Here is a 20,870-nt window from a genome sequence, read left to right as displayed (position 1 = left end):
CCACCCCAGCCCTCCCCCGCAAGCGGGAGAGGGGGGGGCACCTTCTCTGTTGCTGCATCATGCTTTGAATTACCGCGTCCCGTAGGCGCGGTCGCCGGCATCGCCGAGGCCAGGCAGGATGAAGCCGTTGTCGTCGAGACCTTCGTCCACCGCCGCGGTCCAGATCGGCACGTCCGGGTGCAAGCCGCGCAGCCGTTCCAATCCTTCCGGCGCCGCGATCAGGCAGGCGAGGCGGATGTCCTTCGCGCCGCGCTCCTTCAGCCGGTCGATGGCGGCCACCGCCGTGTTGGCGGTCGCGACCACAGGCGTCACCACGATGGCGAGGCGCTCGCTGAGATCGGACGGCGATTTGAAGAAATACTCGACCGCGGCAAAGCTGTGCGGCTCGCGGTAGAGCCCGATATGGGCGACGCGCGCGGTCGGCACCAGATCCATCATGCCGTCGACGAAGGTGGTGCCGGCGCGCAGCATCGGCACGAACACCAGCTTCTTGCCGGCGATCTTGGCCGAATGCATCGTCGCCAGCGGCGTCTCGATCACGGTGTCGGCGAGCGGCAGATCGCGCGTCACCTCGTAACAGAGCAGCATGCCGATCTCCTTGATCAGCTCGCGGAACGACTTTGTCGAGATGGACTTGTCCCGCACCAGCGTCAGCTTGTGCTGCACCAGCGGATGATCGACGATCGTGACGCCTTCCATGGGATGCCTTTCTTCCTTCTCCCCTTGTGGGAGAAGGTGGCGCGAAGCGCCGGATGAGGGGTATCTTTCCGCGAACTCCAGTGAGAGATGCTCCCGCGGAAGCAACCCCTCACCCGGCTTCGCTTTCGCGAAGCCACCCTCTCCCACAAGGGGAGAGGGTTAGAACACCGTGCCGTCGCTGATCACCTTGAGCGGCGGCGAGCCGTCGGGACGGCGCGCAAACGCGATGGCCCGGCCCGCGGCCCAGGTGCCGCCTTCCAGAATGCTGGCGAGCGGGAGCGACTTCGGCGTGCGGCCGAGCTTGACACGAACCAGTTCGGCGAGCCGGTCCAGCAGCGCCACCGTCAGCGCGCGCCATTCCACGACCAGCAGCGAATCCACCGCATGCGCGCGCTCGCCATCGACGGGATCGCGCAGGCGCAGCACCTCGTGATCGACGAACAGGCCGCCATTGCGATATTCGGCAAGGCCCGTGAGGCCGTCGATGTCGGTGACATCGATGCCGGCGCGCTGCAGCGGCTCGATCAGCGAATAGCTCAGCCATTGCGACAGCTTGTGCAGCGGCACGAGGCCTGTCGTTGCGTCGTCCGTCTTGAGCGCGGGATGGCGCCAGCAATCGCCGAGCGGGACGCCGGCAAGCTCGAGCCGCGAGGGCCAGATCGGTCCGAGCTGGTTCAGCACCGCCGACAGGATGACGGGCGCAGCGACAGCGCCGCCCTTCGCCTGCGCCGCGATATGATCGAACAGGCCGCCCGGCCGCGGCGTGTCACGCAGGCCGAAAACCTCCGCACGTCCGGCAACCAGTTGGCCCAGGCGCCGCAGCAGATCGGTGCGCCCCTCAAGTCCGAGCAGCGGATTGCCATCGTTCACCTGGAACGCCGATGTAAGCGCGGCGAGCGACAATTTTGCCAGAACCTCGGCATCGGCCCTGAACGGCGCGTGTGCGTCGCCCGAGAACAGCCCGCTCGCGAACATGTCGAGGCTCGCGATCGCAAGTCCTTCGGACCGACCGATGCTTTCGCCCGTCGCCGCGTCCCGATATCGCCACGCAGCGCCGGCGCCGGCATCGAGCAGCACGCTGACGATGGCGAGGTCGAACTCGGCGCGCGCCCGTGCCGCGCGATCCGGCCATGATGTCGCGTCTGCAAGCCGCGCCCAGCGGTCGACGCCGCCGATCACAAAATGCCGCCAGCGCGCATGGAAGGGAATCTCCAGCGTCGGATAGGCTTTTCGCGTGACCGCGAGCACGGCCTCGGCGACGCCATCCATGCGGTCGAGATCGACAGTGAAGTGGCTCAAGCCGCCGGCAAGGCCGAGTTCGAGCATCTTGCCGGCCCGCGCGCGAACCGCTCCTGCGCTGAGCAGGGAGCGGGCCTGTTGTTCCAGAGCGTCCGCCATCGCGCGATCAGTATTTTTCCAGCGAGCGGCCGACCACGCCGTCGACGTCCTTCTCGGGCGCGATGTCGGTCGAATAATAGCCGGCGGCCTTCTTGGCGGCGATCTCGACATAGGCGTCGGCCGGGATAAGTTCCGGCGGGATCGGCACGCGCTCGACGATGTCGATGCCCTGCGAAGTCAGTGCGTCGTATTTCATGTCGCTCATCGACAGGAAGCGGTCGATCCGCTTGAGGCCGAGCCAGTGGATCGTATCCGGCATCAATTGCTGGAAGCGGGCATCCTGCACGCCGGCGACGCATTCGGTGCGCTCGAAATAGGCCGCGGCCGCGTCGCCGTCCTCCTGGCGCTTGCGCGCATTGTAGACCAGGAATTTGGTGACCTCGCCGAGCGCGCGGCCCTCTTTCCGGTTGTAGACCACGAGCCCGAGCCCGCCCTCCTGCGCGCCGCGCGCGGATTCTTCGATGCCGTGGATCAGATAGGGGCGGCAGGTGCAGATATCGGAGCCGAACACGTCGGAGCCGTTGCACTCGTCATGGACGCGGCAGGTGATCCTGGTGCGATGATCAGGCAGCTTCGTCACATCGCCGAACATGTAGACGGTGGTGCCGCCGATCGGCGGCAGGAACACTTTCATGTCCGGACGCGTGACCAGCTCGGGGAACATGCCGGCGGTCTGCTCGAACAGCGTGCGGCGCAGCTCGGTCTCGCCGGTGCCGAAGCGCGCCGCAAGACCGGGCAGGTACCAGACCGGATCGATCGCGATCTTCACCACGGACACGCTGCCATTGGCGTGCACGACCTCGCCGTCGGCGCGCAGCCGCTTTGCCGCCAGCGCCTCGCGGATCTCCGGCAGGTCGAGCCGCGCCCGCGTCACCGCGATGCTTGGGCGGATGTCGACGCCTTCGGCGATGTCCTTGCCAAAGTTCTCGGCGACCAGATGCCCCCAGGGATCGAGCGCGACGATCTTGGTGGGATCGGTCCACTGCTCGAACGGGCCGATGGTCGCGGCCGGAAACGTGTTGGTGAGGTCGGGCCTGCGAATCGGGTCGAGCGCGCCGGCGGACACCGCGAGCGCGCGGTACATCGCGTAGGAACCGCCGTGGCTGCCGATCACGTTGCGATCGCCCGCGCGCGACACCGTGCCGATGATCGGCCCGCGCGCGCGCGCATCGGCCGCGCCCCAATGGATCGGGAAAGCGGACTTCTTGCCCGGCTCCGGATGCGAGGTGAGGCGGATGTGGTCGGTACGGTTCGCGCGGCTCATGTCCAGGCTCCCAAAACGCCAACGGCCCGCCGCTCGGACGGGCCTGGCTCGCTTGCGGCACCGTTTCGGAACACAGGCGACGCAAGCTCAATCCAACATATTGTAGCGGCCGTCAGCGACAGACAAGTTAATCGTGCCGGTCACGTGGGCAGTCGCTGCCCCGTCCTGACCGGATCGCAGCCCCGGAGTGGGACTTATATCTATGTAATCATTCGTATTTTTGAAGAGGCGACAGCGGCGTTCAAGCTAGGCCAGTTGCCGGTCACCCCGCGGCGTCCGGATCACTGCGCGAAACGCGGGCTCAGAAGCGAGCCTGAAACCGATCCGCGGGTCGTTCAGAAAGCCCATCAGCGCCGCGCGGATCGCGTCCGCCTCGGGATGCAAGATCTCGAACGCCACCAGCGAACAGCCGAAATCGGCCATGCGCGAAGCCGGATGCGGGCCCTTCGGCCACTCGATTATAGTCGGGAACGCGCCATCGAACGGCATCGAGCCGTCGGGTAGAACCGAGATGAGCCATTCAAGATGGCCGCGCGTCACCGTGATCGCTGGCCGCGCCGCCTGCGGAATCTTCGCGAGCGCCGAGGTGATGTCGGAGGTGTTCACGACCCACGTCATGAGCCTCGGCGAGGCCGCAAGCGTCGCATGCGTGCGCGGATCGTCGAGCCCGAACCAGCGCGGCCGGGCCGGCCCGGGCGCCGACGGGTCCGGGGCGATGACTTCGAGAAACGACGTCTCGCTCAGCCGCAGCAGATGATTATGCGTCCCCATCAGCGGATGCGCGCCGCCGGCCGGCGGCGCAATGCCGAGTGCCTCTTCGACATAGGCCACCCCCTCGGCGAGGTCGTTGGCGGCGACGGTGATGTGGTCGAGACGGAGCATGGTCAGCGGTCCAATTTCTTCTGAAGTTCTTCCAGGCTGCATCCATATCGCGCGACGAGGTCAGACCAGAAGCGGATATGCTTGAACTGGCTCAGCGGCTCCCGGAAATCGGATGGAGCATTTTCTCGCTCGAAATAGTCATCGAGGTCCGTCCCGTAGTAGATCGTGTCGAAGCCGAAAACGGAAAATACCGGGTTGCCCGCCTCGTGCGGCTCTTCGGGCAGGTATCGATGGCCGATCAAGGGGATCAGTTTGGGGGCGCGCAAGACAACATCTCGCACGACTTCCTTGCGCGCGTCTATGTCGGAAGGCCTCTCTCCCCACTCCGGCCACCAGTGCGGATTGTGCTCGATGGAGGAGAGCAGCCGAGCGAGAGGAAGGTCGAGGGCGTGCCTGATTGCAACGTCGTCATTCCAGTCATGTCCTTCGACGGGACGTTTCTCTCTCAGGAGAGCGACCAGGTCGGGTGGGAAGATCAGGCCGAATCGCTCCTGGGCACGGTCCAGCTCATCCCGACTGTAGCCCTCGATCCATTGAACCGTCATCGGCTGCCCGCACACTCCCTGCGAAGAGATGTCCATCTTGCACAAATTGGCCGCGTTCACACCCTCACAACGGTGACTGGATAAAACCTGCATATTCGGACATATCGACCGGATCGGCCCGCCCCGGAGACCCCCATGCCCGCCAGCTACATCGATCCCCGCAACGGACAGCTCTATCCCCTCGACCAGCCGCGCTGGTGCTCGGACGAGCGCACGCCGCTGCTGGTGACGCCGGGGGCGGGGATCTCGCGCGACGATATCGATGCGCGCACGCGCTCGCTGTGGCGTTACAAGGCCGCGCTGCCCGTGGAGATCAAGGATCCGATCACGCTCGGGGAAGGTTGCACGCCGCTGGTCCAGCAGGACTGGGGCGAGCTGCGCCCGTTGTTCAAGCTCGAATGGTTCAACCCGACCGGCAGCTTCAAGGACCGCGGCTCGGCCGTGATGCTGTCCTTCCTGCGCCAGATCGGGGTCGACGCCATTCTCGAAGACTCCTCCGGCAATGGCGGCTCGTCGATGGCGGGGCTCGGTGCTGCCGGCGGCATGCGCGTGAAGATCCTGGCGCCTGCCTCGACTTCGCCGGCCAAGATCGCACAGGTGCGCGCTTACGGCGCCGAGGTGCAGCTCGTCGAAGGCCCGCGCGAGGAATCGGAGGCCGAGGCTATCCGGCAGTCGAGCCAGATCTTCTATGCCAGCCACAATTGGCAGCCGTTCTTCCTCGAGGGGACAAAATCGCTGGCCTATGAGATCTGGGAGGATTTCGGCTTCCGCGCGCCCGACAACGTCATCGTTCCCGTCGGCGCCGGCTCGAGCCTGCTCGGCTGTGCCTTCGGCTTCCGCGAGTTGTTGAGAGCCGGTCAGATATCGAAGCTGCCGCGCCTGTTCGCGGCGCAGCCGCTGAACTGTTCGCCGATCGATGCGAGTTTTCAGGCCGGCGTCGACACGCCCGTCGCGCGCGAGGTGAGCAAGACCATCGCCGAAGGCACCGCGATCAAGCATCCGCTGCGTCTGCGCGAGATCATCGCCGCATTGCGCGAGAGCGGCGGCGGCACGGTCGCGCTCACCGAGGATGAGATCGTCACTGCCTTGCGCCGTCTTGCGCGCCAGGGCCTGTTCGCCGAGCCGACCAGCGCCAGCGCGGCCGCGGCGCTGGACAAGCTCTCCGCGACCGGTGCGATCAAGGCAAATGAGACCACGGTCGCGGTTCTCACCGGCACGGGCCTGAAGGCGGCGACCACGGTGGCCGATCTCGTGCAGTAGGGCCGCAAGGATTGCGAAGCTGCCGTGGCCGTCGTGAGCCCGCGTTGAACCTTTGGCATTCGTCGTCAGCCTCATGAAAACTGACGTCGAGCGAAGGGAGAGTTCCATGACCGCGCAAGCCCCGTTGCAGGACCCGTTTGCTGGTTTCAAGGCAGTCCAGAAGGAAGCCTGGTCGCTGTTCACGCCGATGGAGGTGTTCACGACACCCTCGGCCGCCAAGCTCGTAAGTTTCGCCGGGGTCGCAACCGGCCAAGCGCTGCTCGACGTCGGATGCGGTACCGGCGTCGCTGCGATCACGGCGGCGCGCCGTGGTGCGAAGGTCAGAGGTCTCGACCTGTCTCCGGTTTTGATCGAACGAGCCCGCGAGCACGCGCAGTTGGCGAGCCTCGATGTCGACTTCGCCGAAGGCGACGCCGAAAGCCTGCCCTATGGCGACAACGAGTTCGACCTGGTGCTCAGCCAGTTCGGCCACATGTTCGCGCCGCGTCCGGAGGTCGCCATCGGCGAGATGCTGCGCGTGCTGAAGCCCGGCGGCACCATCGCCTTCTCCACCTGGCCGCCGCATCTCTATGTCGGACGGATGTTCGCGTTGATCGGCCGCCATCTGCCGCCGCCCGAGGGCGTGGCATCGCCAGTGTCGTGGGGCGATCCGAAGATCGTCGCCGAACGTCTCGCAGGGAAGGCGAAGGACATCTCCTTCGAGATGGACATCATGACGCCGTCCGCGCTCAGCCCGCAGCATTTCCGTCGCACCATGGAAACCACGATCGGGCCTTTGATCAAGCTCGTCGCCCAGTACAAGGACGAACCGGACAGACTGCGGAGTCTTCGCAGTGAGCTCGAGGCGCTGATCTCCGAATATTTAGACGGAAGCAACAACGTGATGCGCCAGCAATTCCTGATGACGAAGGCGAGGAAGGCATAATCGCCACTGCTTCTTCCTTCTTCCACAAGGGGAGAAGGAAGGCCTTCACTCCTTCAGATCATTCACCTGCTTCACCCACGCCCGCACGTCGGCGAGCACTTCGGGCAGCACCGCCTTGACCTCTTGGACGGTCATGCCGGCCCTGATGCGGGGATCGTACAGCAGGTTGAGGATGTACTGGTCGTAGACGTCGAAATAGCCCATCGAGACGTTGTCGTTGAACATGGTCCACGGCACGCTCGCGGTGTCGTTGATGGGCCCGAGCGATTGCAAGAGCTCCTCATAGGCGCAGTCGAGGAACGTGAAATCGCCGTTGTCGACGGTGAGGATCACGTCGGAATGCTCGATCTCGAAATTGTCGTTCTTGCGGAAGCCGGACAGGCATTGCGGGTCGAGCGAGGTGCGGATCTCGCGCGCCTTCTCCGCGCCGTAGAAGCTCGAGATGGTGCGGAACAGATCGCGGTCGCGCACCAGCTTGACGCGCACATTCGCCGCCTCGTTGCTGTCGATCATGGCGATGTCGAGATGCTGCACGCGCTTGCCGATGTCGGCCACGACCTTGGAGAGCTGCGCCTTGCGATCGGCGCGGTCGCTCTCGGCGTACACGCGCACGGGTCCGTCGAACTTGCGGATGCGGTCGACGCGGCCGGCAAGGTGATATTCGGCGCCGAACGCCGTCTTCAGGAAGCCGTCGACGATCTCGCCGTCGGTAAAGCTCTTCTTCTCGGCGCGCTGGCGCGAGGAGATCGCGGGCAGTTCGCCCGCGGCGGCGATGGGTGCGGTGTCAGGCACGCATGTGAGCGCGGCGAGCGCCAGCAAGGCGGAGCGAAGGGCAGTCGAGGACGGATTCAATGCGCTCATCGTCGTGCGACGCTGCCGTATTCACGTGGCGCGCACAAGGCCGCAGATTCACGCGGCGTGCGGGTTCCTGCGTTGTCTGTCGCAGGAGAGCGACAGTATCGTAGGGTAGGCAAAGCGGAGCGTGCCCACCATCTCAAGATCGTGGCCACGCCTGCGGACCGCGCCTTCGCGCGATCCTCCGGCTTTGCCCACCTTACGGCAGTCGCGCCCTAGTTGTTCAGCACCACCACAGTGGTACCGACCGCAACGCGGCTATAGAGGTCCGTGACGTCGTCATTGGTCATGCGGAAGCAGCCCGAGGAGACCGCCTGGCCGATCGTCTCCGGCTCGTTGGAGCCGTGGATGCGGTAGAGCGTCGAGCCGAGATACATCGCGCGCGCGCCGAGCGGATTGTCGACGCCGCCCTTCATGTGGCGCGGCAAATCGGGACGGCGGGCCAGCATTTGCGAGGGCGGCGTCCAGTCCGGCCATTCCTTCTTGGCGGTGATCCTGTGCACCCCGCCCCAACGGAAACCGTCGCGGCCGACGCCGATGCCGTAGCGCAGCGCCTGGCCGTTCTGGAGCACCAGATACAGCCGCCGCTCCGAGGTGTTCACCACGATCGTGCCGGGGGCGTAATTGCCGTTATACATGACGGTGGTGCGGGGGACGGGATTGGCGCCGGAACGGAAGAAGTTCGGGCCGCCGCCCATGATGTCGCGCGAGTCGAACTCTTCGGCGAGCGCGCCGCCCGCAACGGCCGACAGCAATGCGATGGCGGCAATCGGCGCGGCAAAAAACCGGATCATTGTTTCCCCCAGCAAAAAATCGCTTCAACACAGGCCACAGGCCATATTTGCGGGCTTTTCGCAAGCCACGGGCCCGTGAGGGACATCATCCCGCACAGGCGTTATCAAATCGGCAACCATGCCGGCTTGCCGAAAAGCGTTAGCCAAATCGGCGCATCATCGCGCGGGGCAGGGCCGCGATGGCGGCTATTGCTTTGACCGGACGCGCGAACAATGATTGATCGGTCGGAACTCTGGATATGCTGCGGGAGCTTGGGATGAACGGTGCGGAAAGCCTGGTGCGGACGATGGTCAAGGGCGGGGTGGACATCTGCTTCTCCAACCCGGGCACCTCCGAGATGCATTTTGTCGCAGCGCTCGACCGCGTCCCCGGCATGCGCTGCGTGCTCGGCCTGTTCGAGGGCGTGGTGACCGGTGCCGCCGACGGCTATTACCGTATGAAGGGCACGCCGGCCTCGACCCTGCTGCATCTCGGTCCCGGCCTCGCCAATGGCCTCGCCAACCTGCACAACGCCAAGAAGGCCAATTCCGGCATCGTCAACATCGTCGGCCAGCATGCCGTCTACCACATCGACTACAACGCGCCGCTGACCTCCGACATCGAGGGCCTGGCCCGGCCGATGTCGTCCTGGGTCCGGACCTCACCGAATTCCAAGTCGGTTGCCGCTGACGGCGCCGCGGCGATCGCCGCCGCCAAAAGTGCACCGGGGCAGATCGCGACCCTGATCCTGCCTGCCGACACCGCCTGGAACGAGGCCGACGGCATCGCCGAGGTTCCGGCCGAGCAGCAGCGCGCGAGCTATTCGCCGCAGGCGGTCGAGCAGGCCGCAAAAATCCTGCATGGCGACGGCGAGGGCACGCTTCTCCTGATGACCGGCAGCGCCCTCAGCGAGCAGGGCCTGGCGCTGGCCGAGCGCATCGCCGCCAAGACCGGCTGCACCGTGATGGGCCCGACCTTCCGCCCCAGGATGGCGCGCGGCCGCGGCCGCTTCTCGATCGACCGCATCCATTACGTGATCGAGAACGCGCTGCCGATGCTGGCCAAGTTCCGTCACATCGTGCTGGTCGAGTCTGACGATCCCGTGGCGTTCTTCGCCTATCCGAACAAGCCGAGCATGCTCAAGCCCGAGGGCTGCGACGTCCATCGCATGACCTCCTGGGGCGAGAACTCGGTCGCAGCGCTGGAAGCGCTCGCCGGCGCGGTGAAGGCCAGCGCCAAGGACGTCAAGCCGCAGGCTTTGCAGGAACTGGTCAAGCCGACCGGCGCGCTCACCTTCGCCTCGATCGCACAGGCGATCGCCTGTGCGATCCCCGAGAATGCGATCATGGTCGACGAGTCGCTGACCACCGGCCGCGGCTTCTTCCCGCCGACGGCGGCCGCCGCGCCGCACGACTGGCTGCAGAACATGGGCGGCTCGATCGGCTTCTCGACGCCGCTGTCGATCGGCGCCGCGATCGCCTGTCCGGACCGCAAGGTGATCACCATGGTCGGCGACGGCAGCGCGATGTACACGATCCAGTCGCTGTGGACTCAGGCGCGCGAGAACCTCAACATCGTCACCATTGTGTTCGCCAACCGCATCTACCAGATCCTGCGCGGCGAGTTCGACAATGTCGGCGCTGGCGAGCCCGGCCAGCGCGCCAACGACATGCTCAGGCTCGACCGACCGACGCTGGATTTCGTGGCGCTGGCCAAGGGCATGGGCGTGCCCGGCCGCGCCGTCACCAATGCCGACGAGTTCAACAAGGCGCTGGCCGAAGCCGTCGCCGAGCCCGGCCCGCGGCTGATCGAAGTCGTGATGTAAGGGTTTACGCAACGCGGAGCGCCGAGAGCCCGGAGGCACGATGCAGACCGAGCTGAACAAGGTGATTGCGGCGCTCCGGGACTTCTACGCCCACGAAGGCTTCCTGTTCGAGAGGGACATCGGCGAGCGCGCGGTCACGCACCGCTTCGCCGTGCATCTGGAAAAGCAGTTCTCCGGCTGGTCGGTCGACTGCAATTACGACCGGCTCGGCGAGCGCACGCTGCATCTGCCGCACGGCACCATCATCTCGACCGACGATCATCTGGGGAAGTCGATCTATCCCGATGTCGTCGTGCATCAGCGCGAGATCCCGAACAATCTGCTCAGTGTGGAAATCCGCAAGGCGAGCAATCACACGCCGCTGGAGCACGACCAGCACAAGCTGCGAGCGCTGACCGACGTCCACGTCTGGTTTCCCTACTGGCTCGGCGTTCTGCTGGTGCTGGACAAGGAGCGGGTGACGATGTCGGAGGTCTATGTCAGCGGCGCCGTCGACGACGCGCTGTCGCGCTGGTTCTCGTCGCGGCTCGAGGAGATCGGCCTCGGAAGCCCCGTCTAGAGCTGTGCGGCGTGCGCGATCGTTGCGCACGCCGCCATACCTTCAGCCGCGATGTCGTCAGTAGGAGTACGGCTGCGAATACGCGTAGCGCGGGTTGATGCCGCAATAGGCCGAGGTGCCGGAGGCCGTCGCCGCACATTGCTGGTAGCTGGCGAATTGGCAATTGCCGGGATAGCCCCAGCTGCGGCCTTGCAGGCAGTACCGGTCGCTGCCCGCCTGGGCCGGGGCGGCCGACAACGACGCGGCGATCAAGGTTGCGAATGATGCAAGCGTGAGGATGGTGCGACGCATTTCAGTCTCCTTCGATTGTGGGGTGGAACGCCGGGCCTTGGCGTTCCCGTGGCCTGTCTGACGCATGGTCATGTTGTGTTGGTCTTTCGCGATACCGGATGCGTTCGAGGCGAGGTACATCGTGACGCAGCCGGTGGCGAGCAATGTGATCTCGGCCACAGTTCTCGCGTGGGATCGGACCTAACGTCGACAGACTTGCACGCGTCGATGCCGCGGGCCTAGGTTGGCCTCGTTCGGATCAGGCAATTTTGGAGGTTCTGATGCAAAAGTCATACTTGCTGGCCGCGACAGCGGCGCTGGCGTTCATCATGCAAACACCGCTCGCGCTGGCCCAGACCGCGCCCGCTGCCGGCGGAACTGCTGCGCCTGCGGCGACAACCACCGCGCCGGCAACGACGGCGGCGCCGGCTGCGACCACCGACGGTTCCAGTCAGCCGACCGACTCCAAGAAGAGTGCCTCGAAGAAGCCGGCGAAGAAGAAGATGACGCGGCAGCAGGAAATCGATCACTCCGTCGACACCGGCACCGTGCCCGCGCGCTATCGCAGCTCGGTGCCCAAGCAGTACCAGCAATATATTCCGTTCGATAAGCAGTGACGGATCGCATGGCGGCGCGGGACGCCCCGCTTCGCGCCGCTGCTGCTTTCGAGGAGCGGGCTCTCGAAGCGGCCTCCGTCCAACGCCTGCGACGAACCGTCTCTGCCGGACGGAGTCCGGCCAGAGATCCCCGGTGGCGGTCTGCCAGCGCAATGCTAGAGTAGGCCGAAGCGTGGGGGGAATGATGAGTGACGACGTGAAGGATGCTGGCCTCGTGGCCATGATCAGCAGCATCCTCGGTGGCAACAAGCGCGCAGAGAATGTTGTCCCACCGCCGCTCACCGAGGGGCCGCCGACAGTGCCCTCGAACGGAGCGGATGCGGTTTCGGCGCCGACCGCCGAGGCAGCGCCGATCAGGCAAGAGCAGGAGGATGCGTCCGACGCTGCACCGGCCGCCGTGGAGCCGGTCGAGCAGCCCGCAAAGATCGTCACCACGCGGGACGGCAAACAGCTGCTGCCGGCCGAAGCGATTGCCGATCTCGTGCTGGGTGAGCTGCGCAAGCGGGAGGATTTTCCGGCAACCGGCGTCTCGGTCACGGTCTATGGCTACCGGCATTGGAACGCGATGATCACCTTCGCGCCGTTCTCGACCAATTTCCAGAACGCAACGCGGTTCCGCCAGGCCCTGCCGGATATTGTCTTCAAGCTCCGTCGTTTCGTCGAACTTGAGATATAATCCGGGACAAGCGGCGGCGCCTGGCGTCGCCAACCGGAACAGTTCGACAGGATTTCTGCATTGAGCGTCGCCTTTACCAAGGAAGAAAGCGCCGAGACCGCGTCCGAGACGCTGTTGCCGGATCGCCCGATCTCGCCGCATCCCAACCTCGTGACGGAAGCCGGCCTGCAGGCGCTGCAAACGCAGCTTGCGGAGGCCCGCAAGGCCTATGAAGCCGCGCAAGCCATCGAGGACGTCAACGAGAAGCGCCGGCAATCGGCCGTGCCCTTGCGCGACGCCCGCTATCTGACGGAGCGCTTGCGCACCGCGCAGCTCGTTCCCGATCCGGCCTCAAATGATGTCGTCGCCTTCGGCAGCACGGTAACATTCAGCCGCGCTGACGGCCGCGTGCAGACCTATCGCATCGTCGGCGAGGACGAAGCCGACCCGAAGGCGGGGACGATCTCGTTCGTCGCGCCGGTCGCGAAATCGCTGATGGGCAAGGCGGTCGGCGATGTCGTCGGGGCGGGCGCGCAGGAGATCGAGATCCTGTCGATCGCGTAGCAAGGCGCAGGGCCGCATCGAGGATCGCGTGGCAAAGGGCGCTATCGACAGGAGCAATCTCATTCGCCTAAAGCATGATCCGCAGCAGCGCGAGGCCGTCGTCTCCGCCGAACAAAGCCCGATGGTTGAATGAAACGATTTCTGTCGGGAGCGCTGCCGTTCTACGCGCTGGCGGGACTTGCCATGTGCATGTACCTCGTTCTCTACAGGACGAGCCTGTTCGACCTGAACGCGATCGTTCAGGGCGCGACCGGTTCATCGTGGTTTCCGGCCTTCATGTTCGTCTGCGTGCTGCTGGAAGCGGTGTTCCCGTATTTCGGCTATTTTCCCGGCACCGCCCTGATCCTGATGTCGGTGGCGCTCAATCCGAAGGCGGTGGATGGCTCCGTCTTCACCGTGGCGTGGCTCGCCATCATCCTCGGCGCCGTTCTCAGCTACGGACAGGCGCGTTTCTTCAGGCCGTTCCTGCAGCGTGTCGCCTCGAAGGCGGCCTTGCGCCGATGCGAGTCCCTGTTCGACGCCTACGGCCCTTACGCGCGCATTGCCTTGTTCGTGCATCCCAACGCCTGCGCGATGTATTTCACGGCGCTCGGACTGCTCGGCCGCAATCTGACGCGGGAGCTCGCTTATCTCTGCGTGGGTGCGGCGGCCGCCGTCGGCATCCTGTTCGTCATCGTGACCAGGCTTGTCTCGTCCGTCGGCCCCACCGATGACGGCGAATTGCAGGTGCTGCTCGCGGCAGCACTGGTCGCCATTGGAACGTTGGTCGGTCTTTACGCGGCCTGGCGGCCACAGCGGGCGGTGTGAAGCTTCGTCATCGGCCCTTACGCCTCCGGCAGCTCAACGCCCGTCAGCTTGCTCAATTGACCGATGAGCGCCTCCTGAAATGTCGGATCGGTCGCTTCACGCGCCGGCTGCTGCTGCGCGAGATGATGCCAGTAGCGCCCCGTCACCAGGGCGGCGGGCTCCTCGCTCGCGGCCAGCCAGGTTTGCGTCCGTTGCCCGGTGTCGATATCGACCGGTGCGCCCGCGCCGCCCATCCTGGTGCGCACCCATCCGGGATCGACGGCGTTGCAGAGGACGTTGGGCCAGCGCCGTGCCAGCGCGAAGGCCAGCGCGACGACGTGCAGCTTGCTTTCGGCGTAGGCCTTGGCGGCATCCCAGGGACGCCTGGTCCAGTCGAGATCGTCGAGCGAGCCCTCACCACCCCTGTGCAATCCGCTGCTGAGATACACCAGCCGGCCGGGACGCTCGATCAGCGCCGTCAGCATGTACGGTGCAAGCGTGTTGATGGCGAGCGTCTCGGCATGGCCCTCCGGCGTTGTGCCGCGGCCGGGCCGCGTGTAGACGCCGGCGTTGTGGATGATCGCGTCCATGCGTCCGATCGCGTTGACCTGGTCGGCGATGTCCTTGGTCTCGGCCGCGCTCTTGAGATCGCCGACCACGATCCCCTGGGCTCGTGACCTCAGCTCGCCGAGCGCGTTGGCACGATCGGCCGAGCGCGCGTGCAGCACCACGCGGTGTCCCTGATCAAGCAGCGATTGCGCCGCCGCCCGGCCGAGCCCATCCGTGCTGCCGGTGATGAAGATGGTCGCCATGGGCTGCTCCTTGCGAATGTCTCGGCACGCGCTCTCTGGTGCCGCTTTTCTCTTCCGATCCTTGGGCGATCGAACCAAGGTCACCGCGCTCAACACTTAGTCTTGAGCTGCGTTCCGCGAAACGCCCGCAGCGGCAGGTCAATCTGGAGGCATGTGTGAGCAAGGTCAAAACTCCACAGGACAAGAAGCGCTTGAGCTATGAGCACGACCGGCGCAATACCTATGGAGAGAATCAGAAAAGCAGCCGGAAGAACATTCCGCGCAGCAAGCAGCTCTCGCACCAGGACGAGCGCCGGGCAGTGCGCCAGGCCTTGATCCCTGCGCAGGGCGATGTTCGGGACGAAGTCGCCGACGAAGCGCAGTCGGATGTCTTGCGCACAGGCCGGATCAAGAAGCTCAGCGCCTTTCGCAAATCGCCGGACCGTCCCCTGGGCGAAGTCGTCGCGCGACGATTGCGCCGGCGGAGGAGCGAACCGGCCGAGGATTAGGCCGCGCGTCAATGATGGGCCGGCCCTGAGTCCGATGACTTCGGCAAAGCCGTAACCCGTTGATCCGACTGACGTCGGCTACTGTGCATGGGGTTGTTTTCGAGATTCTTGTTCGGGCGGTCGCCGACAGCCGTCAGGCGAGATCGTCGGCAACTGGCAGATCAAGCAGGACGATGGATGGTGGGCGCACAAGGGATCGAACCTTGGACCTCTCCCGTGTGAAGGGAACGCTCTCCCGCTGAGCTATGCGCCCGGGACCATCATGCCAACGGCCGGACCTTGTGGGCCGGCCGGCGCATCGGAGCCCGCGATTTAGAAGTGCGGGCTTGAGGTGTCAAGTTTCCAGGTGGCTCGAAGCTGGAAAAGCTTGCGGCAACCGCGCCATGCGCGGCGGAAAGGGCGGTTTCGGGCCGCTTACGCGCCCTGCTGGCGGGCGCGGGAGGCGTGGGCCTGCAGCGCCCGGATCCGCTCGGCCAGCGTTCCGCCGCCTTCGGGCAGGCTCGGCGTGCCGTTGGTGGCGGCGTCGTTGGCCGGGCGCGGCGCCGGCTTCGGCGGCTGGCCGGCCTCGGCCGCCAGCAGTGCCTCGATCGGCGAGTTCGGACCTTCGAGCTGCATCGCGAGCTTGGCCACCTCGGCGGCAATGTCGTTGATGCGCTCGCGCAACAGCGCATTCTCCATGCGTTCGGTCGCCCATGAGCTCTCGGCCTGCTGCTGGATCGCGTTGAGGTCACGCTGCAGTTTTGCGCGCTCGTCGCGCGCGGTGCGCAGCTGCTCTTCCAGCGCGGTCTTTTCCGCGCGCAGCGCCTCCGCAGCCGCCGACGATTTGCCGCCGCTGAGGCCCGCGATCTCGACACGCAGCTCCTTCACGGTGCGCTCATTGGCCTCATTGGCCTGGCGAAGCTGGTTGTTCTCATAGTCGCGCTCGGCAAGCAGCTTGCCCTGTGTGGCGAGGCGTCCTTCGAGGTCGGCGACGCGGCCCGACAGCATCTCGGCTTCCTTGACCTGCAGCAGCAGCTGGCGATCGAGCTCGGTGACGCGCTGGCTCAGATTCTCGACCCGGCCGCGGGCATCGCCGAGCTCGCGCGAGGCGGTCTCCGATTCCAGACGCTCCTGCGCGAGGCGCGCCTGCGTCGCCGCAAATTCCTTCTCGGCATCGCCGACGCGATTCTTCAATTCCTCGATCTGCGCGCGCACGGCGACCAGCTCGACCTGGCGGCTCTCCGCCATCATCGAGCGGTCGGACAGTTCGGAATTGATCTTGGCGAGCTCGGCCTGCTTGTCGGTCAGCGCGATCTCGGCTTCGCGCAAGGCTTGGGTCTTGGCGTTGAATTCCTCTTCGGTGGCGCGGAGCTGCTCCTTCACCGCCTTCTCGCGCGCCTCGAGCGCGAAGATCGTGGCGTTCTTCTCGCCGAGCTCGATCTTCATGCGGTTGATGGCGTCGCTCTTCTTGCCGAGCTCGGCGAGCTGGCTCGTGGTCTTGTTCTTGAGCTGATCGACGCTCATCTCGAGCCGCCGCGCCGACATGGCGAATTCGGCGCGGAGCTGATCCTTGTCGGCCTGGATCTCCGCCATGGACAGCGGCGTTGCGGCTTCGAGCCGGCGCGTGGTCAGGCGCACGGCGCGGTTATGCACCAGCGGCACGATGGCGAGCCCGCACAGCATCGAGAGCAGGAAACCGATCGCCAGGTACATGATCGGTTCGACCATGGGGCAGAACTCCCAAGCTTAAGGAAAAATTCACCAACGACCATGCCATGGCGGGCCGGCAAAAAGCCAGCCCCGGCCTGTCGTTAACCTTGATCCCTAACAGGATGGGAGGAGGAGACCTAGAACGGGTTCCAGGTCGCGCGCGGCGTGTATTTGAGATAGCCGATATTGGCGCCCAGCCGTAAGCCCAAGCCCGAGCGGATCGGCACCAGCACGATGTTGTTGGCGGTGAGCGCCGTCATGCCGAAGCCGCCGATGATGTAGGCCGAGCCGTCGAGGCCGGCGAAGCGCTGGTAGATCGCGTTGGTGGCGGGCAAATTGTAAACCAGCGTCATGGTGCGCGCGCCGTCGCCGCCCCAGTCGAAGCCGAGCGAGGGGCCCTGCCAGTAGACCCTGAGATCGCCGGCGTTCTTGGTGTAGAGCGTGCCTTCGCCGTAACGCAGGCCGGCAACGAACGCGCCGGAACCTTCCTCACCCAGGATGTAGCCATTGGGCAGGCCCCATTGGCTGATCGCCTTCTCGATGATGGAGGCAAGCCCGCGCGAGACGTTGCCGAAGAAGCGGTGTCCGGCACCGACGAGTTCGTCCGGCCCGTAGGTGTTGGGCGTTGGGGTCCGCTGCGGCGGCGGCAGGTCCGGCGGCGGCGCGGTCTGCGCTGAAGCCGGCACGATCCAGCCGACCATCGCGGCAAGCGCGAGCGCAGCAAGGCGTGATGCGAAAGTCATGAAAGAACCCCTGGTACCGAATCCGGTCGCTTCCTTAACCTGACGCCAACAGGCATGGCTCTAGGTTGCGCCGGATGTCCCCTCGACTCGGATGTTATCCGCAGCAACTATGACGGCACAACGGCAGGAAGATAGCCCTTTGCGCCCCGGAATTGCCTTGATCCGCCTCCTCGTCTGCCTGCTGGCGGGTATATGGATCGCGGGCTCGGGGTTGCCGGCCGAGGCTGCCACCACCGAGCGGGTTGTCGTCAACCGCTTCACCGGCGTCGCCATCCAGGGCTTCGACCCCGTTGCCTATTTCGTCGATGGCGAGGCGGTGCAGGGGACGGCGGAATTCGAGGCGAACCTCTGGGGCGCGGTCTGGCGCTTCCGCAACGAGGGCAACCGGGCCTCCTTCCTGGCGCATCCCGAGGTCTATGGGCCGCAGTTCGGCGGCTACGATCCCGCCGATATCGCCCGCGGCGTCACCGTCGCCGGCAATCCCCGTTTCTTCGTGATCGCGGCGCAGCGGCTTTATTTGTTCAGCCGGGAAGCCAATCGTGACGCCTTCGCCGCCGACCCCGAACGGTTCCTCTATGAGGTGGGCAAGCGCTGGCCGGCGCTTCTGGAGCAGCTCGGTCAGTAGCGGCTTACCTCAGAGTTCTGCCGCCTGCGGATCTCCCCAGGCGATGAACTCCGGGATGATGAAGCCACTGGCGGGCCGCTGGCCGAAGCGGAGTTCGCCGCCCTTGCCGTCGGTCACCCTGCCGCCGGCCGCGGTCACGACCGCAGAACCGGCCCCGACGTCCCATTCACAGGTCGGCCCGAAGCGGGGGTAGATGTCGGCGCTGCCCTCGGCGATCCGGCCGAATTTCACGGCCGAGCCGCAGGTCTTTCTCACGGCATTGGGCCTGTTATCGATGAACGCCTCGCTTTTGGAATCGCCATGCGAGCGGCTCACTGCTGCGATCCAGGGCTCGCCCCGCGCCGGCAGCTTGCGGGTGCGGATCGGCTCGGCCGGGCCGATGGTCGCGCCGTCAAACCTCACGCGCTCGGCGCCGCGACCAACGATGCCGCGCCAGAGCACCCCGAGCGCGGGCGCACTGACGATGCCCAGCAGCGGCATGCCCGATGTCACGAGGGCGAGATTGACGGTGAACTCGTCGCGGCCGGCGACGAACTCCTTGGTGCCGTCGAGCGGATCGATCAGGAAGAAGCTGCCCTCGAACGGCGCAGAAGCGAGCTCGGTCCGCTCTTCCGAGAGCGTCGGCACGTCGCCTGCGAGCTGCGCCAGGCCCTCCGCGATGATGCGGTCGGCGGCAAGGTCGGCCTCGGTTACCGGCGAGCCGTCCTGCTTGCCGTCGACCCGCATCGCCGCGCGGTTGACGGCAAGGATCGCCTCGCCCGCCTTCACCACCAGGGCCGTCAGCGGCTCCATCAGGCCGGATGCGGCCGCGCTGTCGATGATCCGCTTCACCTGGATGCCTCAATCATCGGCAATTCGTTCCTTCTCGACTGATTCGCCCCCGAACGATTCGATTGGGCTTATGACCGCCCGGACGTGATCGCAAGCTAGCTGCCGCGGGCTGGCGAATGTTAGAACCCGCAGCATCCGTCAAGCATGCGTGATTCGCGGCGTCCAGCGCCGTGCAATTCCAGGAACCCTCCAGGACCCCTTTATATGTCTGACGCCTCGTCGCCCGCGACCGCCACTGCTCCCGATATGCTCGAACTCGCCGCGCTGTTGTGCTCGCGGGTCTGCCACGATCTCATCAGCCCTGTCGGCGCCATCGTCAACGGCCTCGAAGTGCTCGACGACGATCCCAAGCCCGAAGACCGCGAGTTCGCGCTCGACCTGATCCGCAAGAGCGCCAAGACCGCCTCCGCCCGGCTGCAGTTCTGCCGTCTCGCCTTCGGCGCAGCCGGCTCCTCCGGTGCGCAGATCGATCTCGGCGATGCCCAGACCATGGCGAAAGGCCACATCGAGGACGGCAAGTGCTCGATCACCTGGAATCTGCCGCGGCTCCTCCTGCCGAAGAACCGCGTCAAGCTGCTGCTCAACATGCTGGTCGTCGCCCAGCACACGATCCCGCGCGGCGGCATGCTGACGATCGACCCGATCGGCGAGGGCGAGACGATGAGCTTTCGCATCACCGCGACCGGCCACAATGCGCGCCTGCCGCAGAACATCTCCGAGCTGCTGAGCGGCGAGCGCGGCCCCGCCGCGGATGCGCACGCGATCCAGCCTTATTATACGCGTCTGCTGGCCCAGGCCTGCGGGCTCACCGTGAAGCTTGCGCCGGAAGGCGAAGCCATCACCGTTACCGCTTCGTAAACGGCGCGTCGCGTCCGGCCTCTTAATCGAATCTTTACGAGGCGCTTCGGCTTGTCCGGAGCGCCTTATGTCTTTGTTGGTTCCGTTCTTTTGCACATACTCAACCAATATTAAACGCTTTGCGGTGAAGCTGGCCTCATTCCGAAATGGCGCACCACGCCTCGTGCGCGCCCTCGCTGTATGAAGGCCTGTTTTCATGGATGATCTGTTGCGGGAGTTTCTGACGGAGACCAGCGAGAGCCTGGACACCGTGGACAATCAGTTGGTGAAGTTCGAGCAGGAGCCGAACAACGCCAAGATCCTGGATAACATCTTCCGCCTGGTCCACACCATCAAGGGCACGTGCGGCTTCCTCGGACTGCCCCGGCTCGAAGCGCTGGCGCATGCCGGCGAGACCTTGATGGGCAAATTCCGCGACGGCATGCCGGTGACGGGCCAGGCGGTCACGGTGATCCTGTCCTCGATCGACCGCATCAAGGAGATTTTGGCAGGCCTGGAGGCAACCGAGGCCGAGCCCGAGGGGAACGACCGCGATCTCATCGACAAGCTGGAAGCGATGGTCGAGCAGGGCATGGCCGCAATGGCGGCGGGTGCTGCTGCTCCTGTCACCGAGGCCCCGCCGCTCGCGCCGGAGGCACCTGTTGCGGCTGCCGCGCCCGCCAAAGACATGACCACGGGCACGCTGATCGACCAGACCCTGGAGCGTCCGCTGCGCCCCGGCGAAGTCTCGCTCGACGAGCTCGAGCGCGCCTTCCGCGAGACCGCGATCGAAGCGCCCGCGCCTGTTGCCAAGGCCGAGGCTGCGCCGGCGCCGGCCGCTGAAGCCCCGGCTCCTGCGCCCGCTGCGAAGGAAGCGGCCAAGCCCGCCAAGGAGAAGGCCGCCCCGAAGAAGTCGATGGCCGACGAGGGCGCCTCCGAAGGCGACCGCATCGCCAACCAGTCGATC

24 protein-coding genes and 1 tRNA gene are annotated in these 20,870 nt (G+C 65.6%); 12 read left to right on the top strand and 13 right to left on the bottom strand.

What is annotated here, in order from left to right:
• Window positions 1-69: 69 nt before the first annotated feature.
• From upp to RPS27_RS14840, 5 genes are all read right to left on the bottom strand, one after another.
• The gene (upp, locus tag RPS27_RS14860) at window positions 70-699 is read right to left on the bottom strand and encodes a uracil phosphoribosyltransferase (RefSeq protein ID WP_211418349.1); all 630 of its coding nucleotides are present in this window, start codon (window positions 697-699) and stop codon (window positions 70-72) included.
• Between the two features lie 159 nt (window positions 700-858).
• Window positions 859-2,097, bottom strand: a complete 1,239-nt coding sequence (locus RPS27_RS14855; protein WP_212068105.1) for a URC4/urg3 family protein — start codon at window positions 2,095-2,097, stop codon at window positions 859-861.
• 7 nt (window positions 2,098-2,104) lie between these two features.
• Window positions 2,105-3,361: a GTP cyclohydrolase II gene (locus tag RPS27_RS14850; RefSeq protein WP_212068106.1), complete on the bottom strand. Its 1,257-nt coding sequence runs from the start codon at window positions 3,359-3,361 to the stop codon at window positions 2,105-2,107.
• 246 nt (window positions 3,362-3,607) lie between these two features.
• Complete coding sequence (locus RPS27_RS14845) at window positions 3,608-4,243, bottom strand: VOC family protein (RefSeq protein WP_313754095.1); 636 nt, start codon at window positions 4,241-4,243, stop codon at window positions 3,608-3,610.
• A 2-nt stretch (window positions 4,244-4,245) separates the two neighbouring features.
• On the bottom strand, window positions 4,246-4,881 hold the full coding sequence (locus RPS27_RS14840; protein ID WP_313754094.1) for a hypothetical protein: 636 nt from the start codon (window positions 4,879-4,881) through the stop codon (window positions 4,246-4,248).
• Between the two features lie 42 nt (window positions 4,882-4,923).
• On the opposite strand from RPS27_RS14840, the gene RPS27_RS14835 reads away from it, so the two are divergent.
• Complete coding sequence (locus RPS27_RS14835; protein ID WP_212068109.1) at window positions 4,924-6,048, top strand: threonine synthase; 1,125 nt, start codon at window positions 4,924-4,926, stop codon at window positions 6,046-6,048.
• Between the two features lie 106 nt (window positions 6,049-6,154).
• On the top strand, window positions 6,155-6,973 hold the full coding sequence (locus tag RPS27_RS14830; protein ID WP_212068110.1) for a class I SAM-dependent methyltransferase: 819 nt from the start codon (window positions 6,155-6,157) through the stop codon (window positions 6,971-6,973).
• Window positions 6,974-7,018: 45 nt separating this feature from the next.
• On the opposite strand, the gene RPS27_RS14825 is transcribed toward RPS27_RS14830, so the two are convergent.
• Window positions 7,019-7,834 (bottom strand): DUF2927 domain-containing protein, encoded by an 816-nt coding sequence (locus RPS27_RS14825; RefSeq protein WP_212068111.1) that lies wholly within the window; start codon window positions 7,832-7,834, stop codon window positions 7,019-7,021.
• A gap of 209 nt (window positions 7,835-8,043) precedes the next feature.
• Window positions 8,044-8,622 carry a L,D-transpeptidase gene (locus RPS27_RS14820; protein ID WP_194406276.1) on the bottom strand — a complete coding sequence of 193 codons (579 nt, stop codon included), beginning with the start codon at window positions 8,620-8,622 and terminating at the stop codon, window positions 8,044-8,046.
• Window positions 8,623-8,879: 257 nt separating this feature from the next.
• Here RPS27_RS14820 and RPS27_RS14815 point away from each other — a divergent pair, with 257 nt between their 5' ends.
• Both RPS27_RS14815 and RPS27_RS14810 read left to right on the top strand, forming a co-directional pair.
• The gene (locus RPS27_RS14815) at window positions 8,880-10,427 is read left to right on the top strand and encodes an acetolactate synthase large subunit (protein WP_212068112.1); all 1,548 of its coding nucleotides are present in this window, start codon (window positions 8,880-8,882) and stop codon (window positions 10,425-10,427) included.
• A 40-nt stretch (window positions 10,428-10,467) separates the two neighbouring features.
• Window positions 10,468-10,986: a hypothetical protein gene (locus RPS27_RS14810; RefSeq protein ID WP_212068113.1), complete on the top strand. Its 519-nt coding sequence runs from the start codon at window positions 10,468-10,470 to the stop codon at window positions 10,984-10,986.
• Window positions 10,987-11,043: 57 nt separating this feature from the next.
• On the opposite strand, the gene RPS27_RS14805 is transcribed toward RPS27_RS14810, so the two are convergent.
• Window positions 11,044-11,277: a DUF3551 domain-containing protein gene (locus tag RPS27_RS14805; RefSeq protein WP_211418839.1), complete on the bottom strand. Its 234-nt coding sequence runs from the start codon at window positions 11,275-11,277 to the stop codon at window positions 11,044-11,046.
• A gap of 260 nt (window positions 11,278-11,537) precedes the next feature.
• Here RPS27_RS14805 and RPS27_RS14800 point away from each other — a divergent pair, with 260 nt between their 5' ends.
• From RPS27_RS14800 to RPS27_RS14785, 4 genes are all read left to right on the top strand, one after another.
• Complete coding sequence (locus RPS27_RS14800; RefSeq protein WP_212068114.1) at window positions 11,538-11,873, top strand: hypothetical protein; 336 nt, start codon at window positions 11,538-11,540, stop codon at window positions 11,871-11,873.
• Between the two features lie 184 nt (window positions 11,874-12,057).
• On the top strand, window positions 12,058-12,549 hold the full coding sequence (locus RPS27_RS14795) for a hypothetical protein (protein WP_212068130.1): 492 nt from the start codon (window positions 12,058-12,060) through the stop codon (window positions 12,547-12,549).
• Window positions 12,550-12,609: 60 nt separating this feature from the next.
• Window positions 12,610-13,092, top strand: coding sequence for a transcription elongation factor GreA (greA, locus tag RPS27_RS14790; protein ID WP_212068115.1), 483 nt, complete (start codon window positions 12,610-12,612; stop codon window positions 13,090-13,092).
• A gap of 129 nt (window positions 13,093-13,221) precedes the next feature.
• A complete protein-coding gene (locus tag RPS27_RS14785) occupies window positions 13,222-13,899 on the top strand; it encodes a hypothetical protein (protein WP_212068116.1) in 678 nt (225 codons plus the stop codon).
• A gap of 17 nt (window positions 13,900-13,916) precedes the next feature.
• Here the strand turns inward: RPS27_RS14785 and RPS27_RS14780 are convergent, their stop codons facing one another.
• Window positions 13,917-14,690 (bottom strand): SDR family NAD(P)-dependent oxidoreductase, encoded by a 774-nt coding sequence (locus RPS27_RS14780; protein ID WP_212068117.1) that lies wholly within the window; start codon window positions 14,688-14,690, stop codon window positions 13,917-13,919.
• Between the two features lie 155 nt (window positions 14,691-14,845).
• On the opposite strand from RPS27_RS14780, the gene RPS27_RS14775 reads away from it, so the two are divergent.
• Window positions 14,846-15,178, top strand: a complete 333-nt coding sequence (locus tag RPS27_RS14775; RefSeq protein WP_212068118.1) for a hypothetical protein — start codon at window positions 14,846-14,848, stop codon at window positions 15,176-15,178.
• A gap of 178 nt (window positions 15,179-15,356) precedes the next feature.
• On the opposite strand, the gene RPS27_RS14770 is transcribed toward RPS27_RS14775, so the two are convergent.
• The 3 genes from RPS27_RS14770 to RPS27_RS14760 form a co-directional block, all read right to left on the bottom strand.
• Window positions 15,357-15,431, bottom strand: a tRNA-Val gene (locus tag RPS27_RS14770).
• Window positions 15,432-15,592: 161 nt separating this feature from the next.
• On the bottom strand, window positions 15,593-16,885 hold the full coding sequence (locus tag RPS27_RS14765) for a hypothetical protein (protein WP_212068119.1): 1,293 nt from the start codon (window positions 16,883-16,885) through the stop codon (window positions 15,593-15,595).
• A gap of 119 nt (window positions 16,886-17,004) precedes the next feature.
• Window positions 17,005-17,610, bottom strand: coding sequence for a DUF1134 domain-containing protein (locus tag RPS27_RS14760; RefSeq protein ID WP_194406285.1), 606 nt, complete (start codon window positions 17,608-17,610; stop codon window positions 17,005-17,007).
• Between the two features lie 139 nt (window positions 17,611-17,749).
• On the opposite strand from RPS27_RS14760, the gene RPS27_RS14755 reads away from it, so the two are divergent.
• Entirely contained in the window at window positions 17,750-18,235 is a 486-nt protein-coding gene (locus RPS27_RS14755) for a YHS domain-containing (seleno)protein (protein WP_211418335.1), read from the top strand.
• A 9-nt stretch (window positions 18,236-18,244) separates the two neighbouring features.
• Here RPS27_RS14755 and RPS27_RS14750 read toward each other — a convergent pair whose 3' ends face one another.
• Complete coding sequence (locus RPS27_RS14750) at window positions 18,245-19,066, bottom strand: 3'(2'),5'-bisphosphate nucleotidase CysQ (protein WP_313754093.1); 822 nt, start codon at window positions 19,064-19,066, stop codon at window positions 18,245-18,247.
• Between the two features lie 204 nt (window positions 19,067-19,270).
• Between RPS27_RS14750 and chpT the strand changes: the two genes are divergently transcribed.
• Window positions 19,271-19,924 carry a histidine phosphotransferase ChpT gene (chpT, locus tag RPS27_RS14745; protein WP_028134580.1) on the top strand — a complete coding sequence of 218 codons (654 nt, stop codon included), beginning with the start codon at window positions 19,271-19,273 and terminating at the stop codon, window positions 19,922-19,924.
• A 196-nt stretch (window positions 19,925-20,120) separates the two neighbouring features.
• The coding region (locus RPS27_RS14740) for an Hpt domain-containing protein (protein ID WP_313754092.1) at window positions 20,121-20,870 on the top strand (750 nt) is incomplete at its 3' end.

The organism is Bradyrhizobium sp. WYCCWR 12699, assembly GCF_032144035.1.
In the GTDB taxonomy this organism is placed as follows: Bacteria; Pseudomonadota; Alphaproteobacteria; order Rhizobiales; family Xanthobacteraceae; genus Bradyrhizobium.
Note: the sequence above shows the minus strand (reverse complement) of the source record. Positions and strands in the feature narration are given on the sequence as shown.

Excerpts from the sequence above, each read along its gene's own strand:
- upp (WP_211418349.1), bottom strand. The coding sequence starts at position 699 with ATGGAAGGCGTCACGATCGTCGATCATCCGCTGGTGCAGCACAAGCTG.
- RPS27_RS14855 (WP_212068105.1), bottom strand. The coding sequence starts at position 2,097 with ATGGCGGACGCTCTGGAACAACAGGCCCGCTCCCTGCTCAGCGCAGGA.
- RPS27_RS14850 (WP_212068106.1), bottom strand. The coding sequence starts at position 3,361 with ATGAGCCGCGCGAACCGTACCGACCACATCCGCCTCACCTCGCATCCG.
- RPS27_RS14845 (WP_313754095.1), bottom strand. The coding sequence starts at position 4,243 with ATGCTCCGTCTCGACCACATCACCGTCGCCGCCAACGACCTCGCCGAG.
- RPS27_RS14840 (WP_313754094.1), bottom strand. The coding sequence starts at position 4,881 with ATGCAGGTTTTATCCAGTCACCGTTGTGAGGGTGTGAACGCGGCCAAT.
- RPS27_RS14835 (WP_212068109.1), top strand. The coding sequence starts at position 4,924 with ATGCCCGCCAGCTACATCGATCCCCGCAACGGACAGCTCTATCCCCTC.
- RPS27_RS14830 (WP_212068110.1), top strand. The coding sequence starts at position 6,155 with ATGACCGCGCAAGCCCCGTTGCAGGACCCGTTTGCTGGTTTCAAGGCA.
- RPS27_RS14825 (WP_212068111.1), bottom strand. The coding sequence starts at position 7,834 with ATGAGCGCATTGAATCCGTCCTCGACTGCCCTTCGCTCCGCCTTGCTG.
- RPS27_RS14820 (WP_194406276.1), bottom strand. The coding sequence starts at position 8,622 with ATGATCCGGTTTTTTGCCGCGCCGATTGCCGCCATCGCATTGCTGTCG.
- RPS27_RS14815 (WP_212068112.1), top strand. The coding sequence starts at position 8,880 with ATGAACGGTGCGGAAAGCCTGGTGCGGACGATGGTCAAGGGCGGGGTG.
- RPS27_RS14810 (WP_212068113.1), top strand. The coding sequence starts at position 10,468 with ATGCAGACCGAGCTGAACAAGGTGATTGCGGCGCTCCGGGACTTCTAC.
- RPS27_RS14805 (WP_211418839.1), bottom strand. The coding sequence starts at position 11,277 with ATGCGTCGCACCATCCTCACGCTTGCATCATTCGCAACCTTGATCGCC.
- RPS27_RS14800 (WP_212068114.1), top strand. The coding sequence starts at position 11,538 with ATGCAAAAGTCATACTTGCTGGCCGCGACAGCGGCGCTGGCGTTCATC.
- RPS27_RS14795 (WP_212068130.1), top strand. The coding sequence starts at position 12,058 with ATGAGTGACGACGTGAAGGATGCTGGCCTCGTGGCCATGATCAGCAGC.
- RPS27_RS14785 (WP_212068116.1), top strand. The coding sequence starts at position 13,222 with ATGAAACGATTTCTGTCGGGAGCGCTGCCGTTCTACGCGCTGGCGGGA.
- RPS27_RS14780 (WP_212068117.1), bottom strand. The coding sequence starts at position 14,690 with ATGGCGACCATCTTCATCACCGGCAGCACGGATGGGCTCGGCCGGGCG.
- RPS27_RS14765 (WP_212068119.1), bottom strand. The coding sequence starts at position 16,885 with ATGGTCGAACCGATCATGTACCTGGCGATCGGTTTCCTGCTCTCGATG.
- RPS27_RS14760 (WP_194406285.1), bottom strand. The coding sequence starts at position 17,610 with ATGACTTTCGCATCACGCCTTGCTGCGCTCGCGCTTGCCGCGATGGTC.
- chpT (WP_028134580.1), top strand. The coding sequence starts at position 19,271 with ATGTCTGACGCCTCGTCGCCCGCGACCGCCACTGCTCCCGATATGCTC.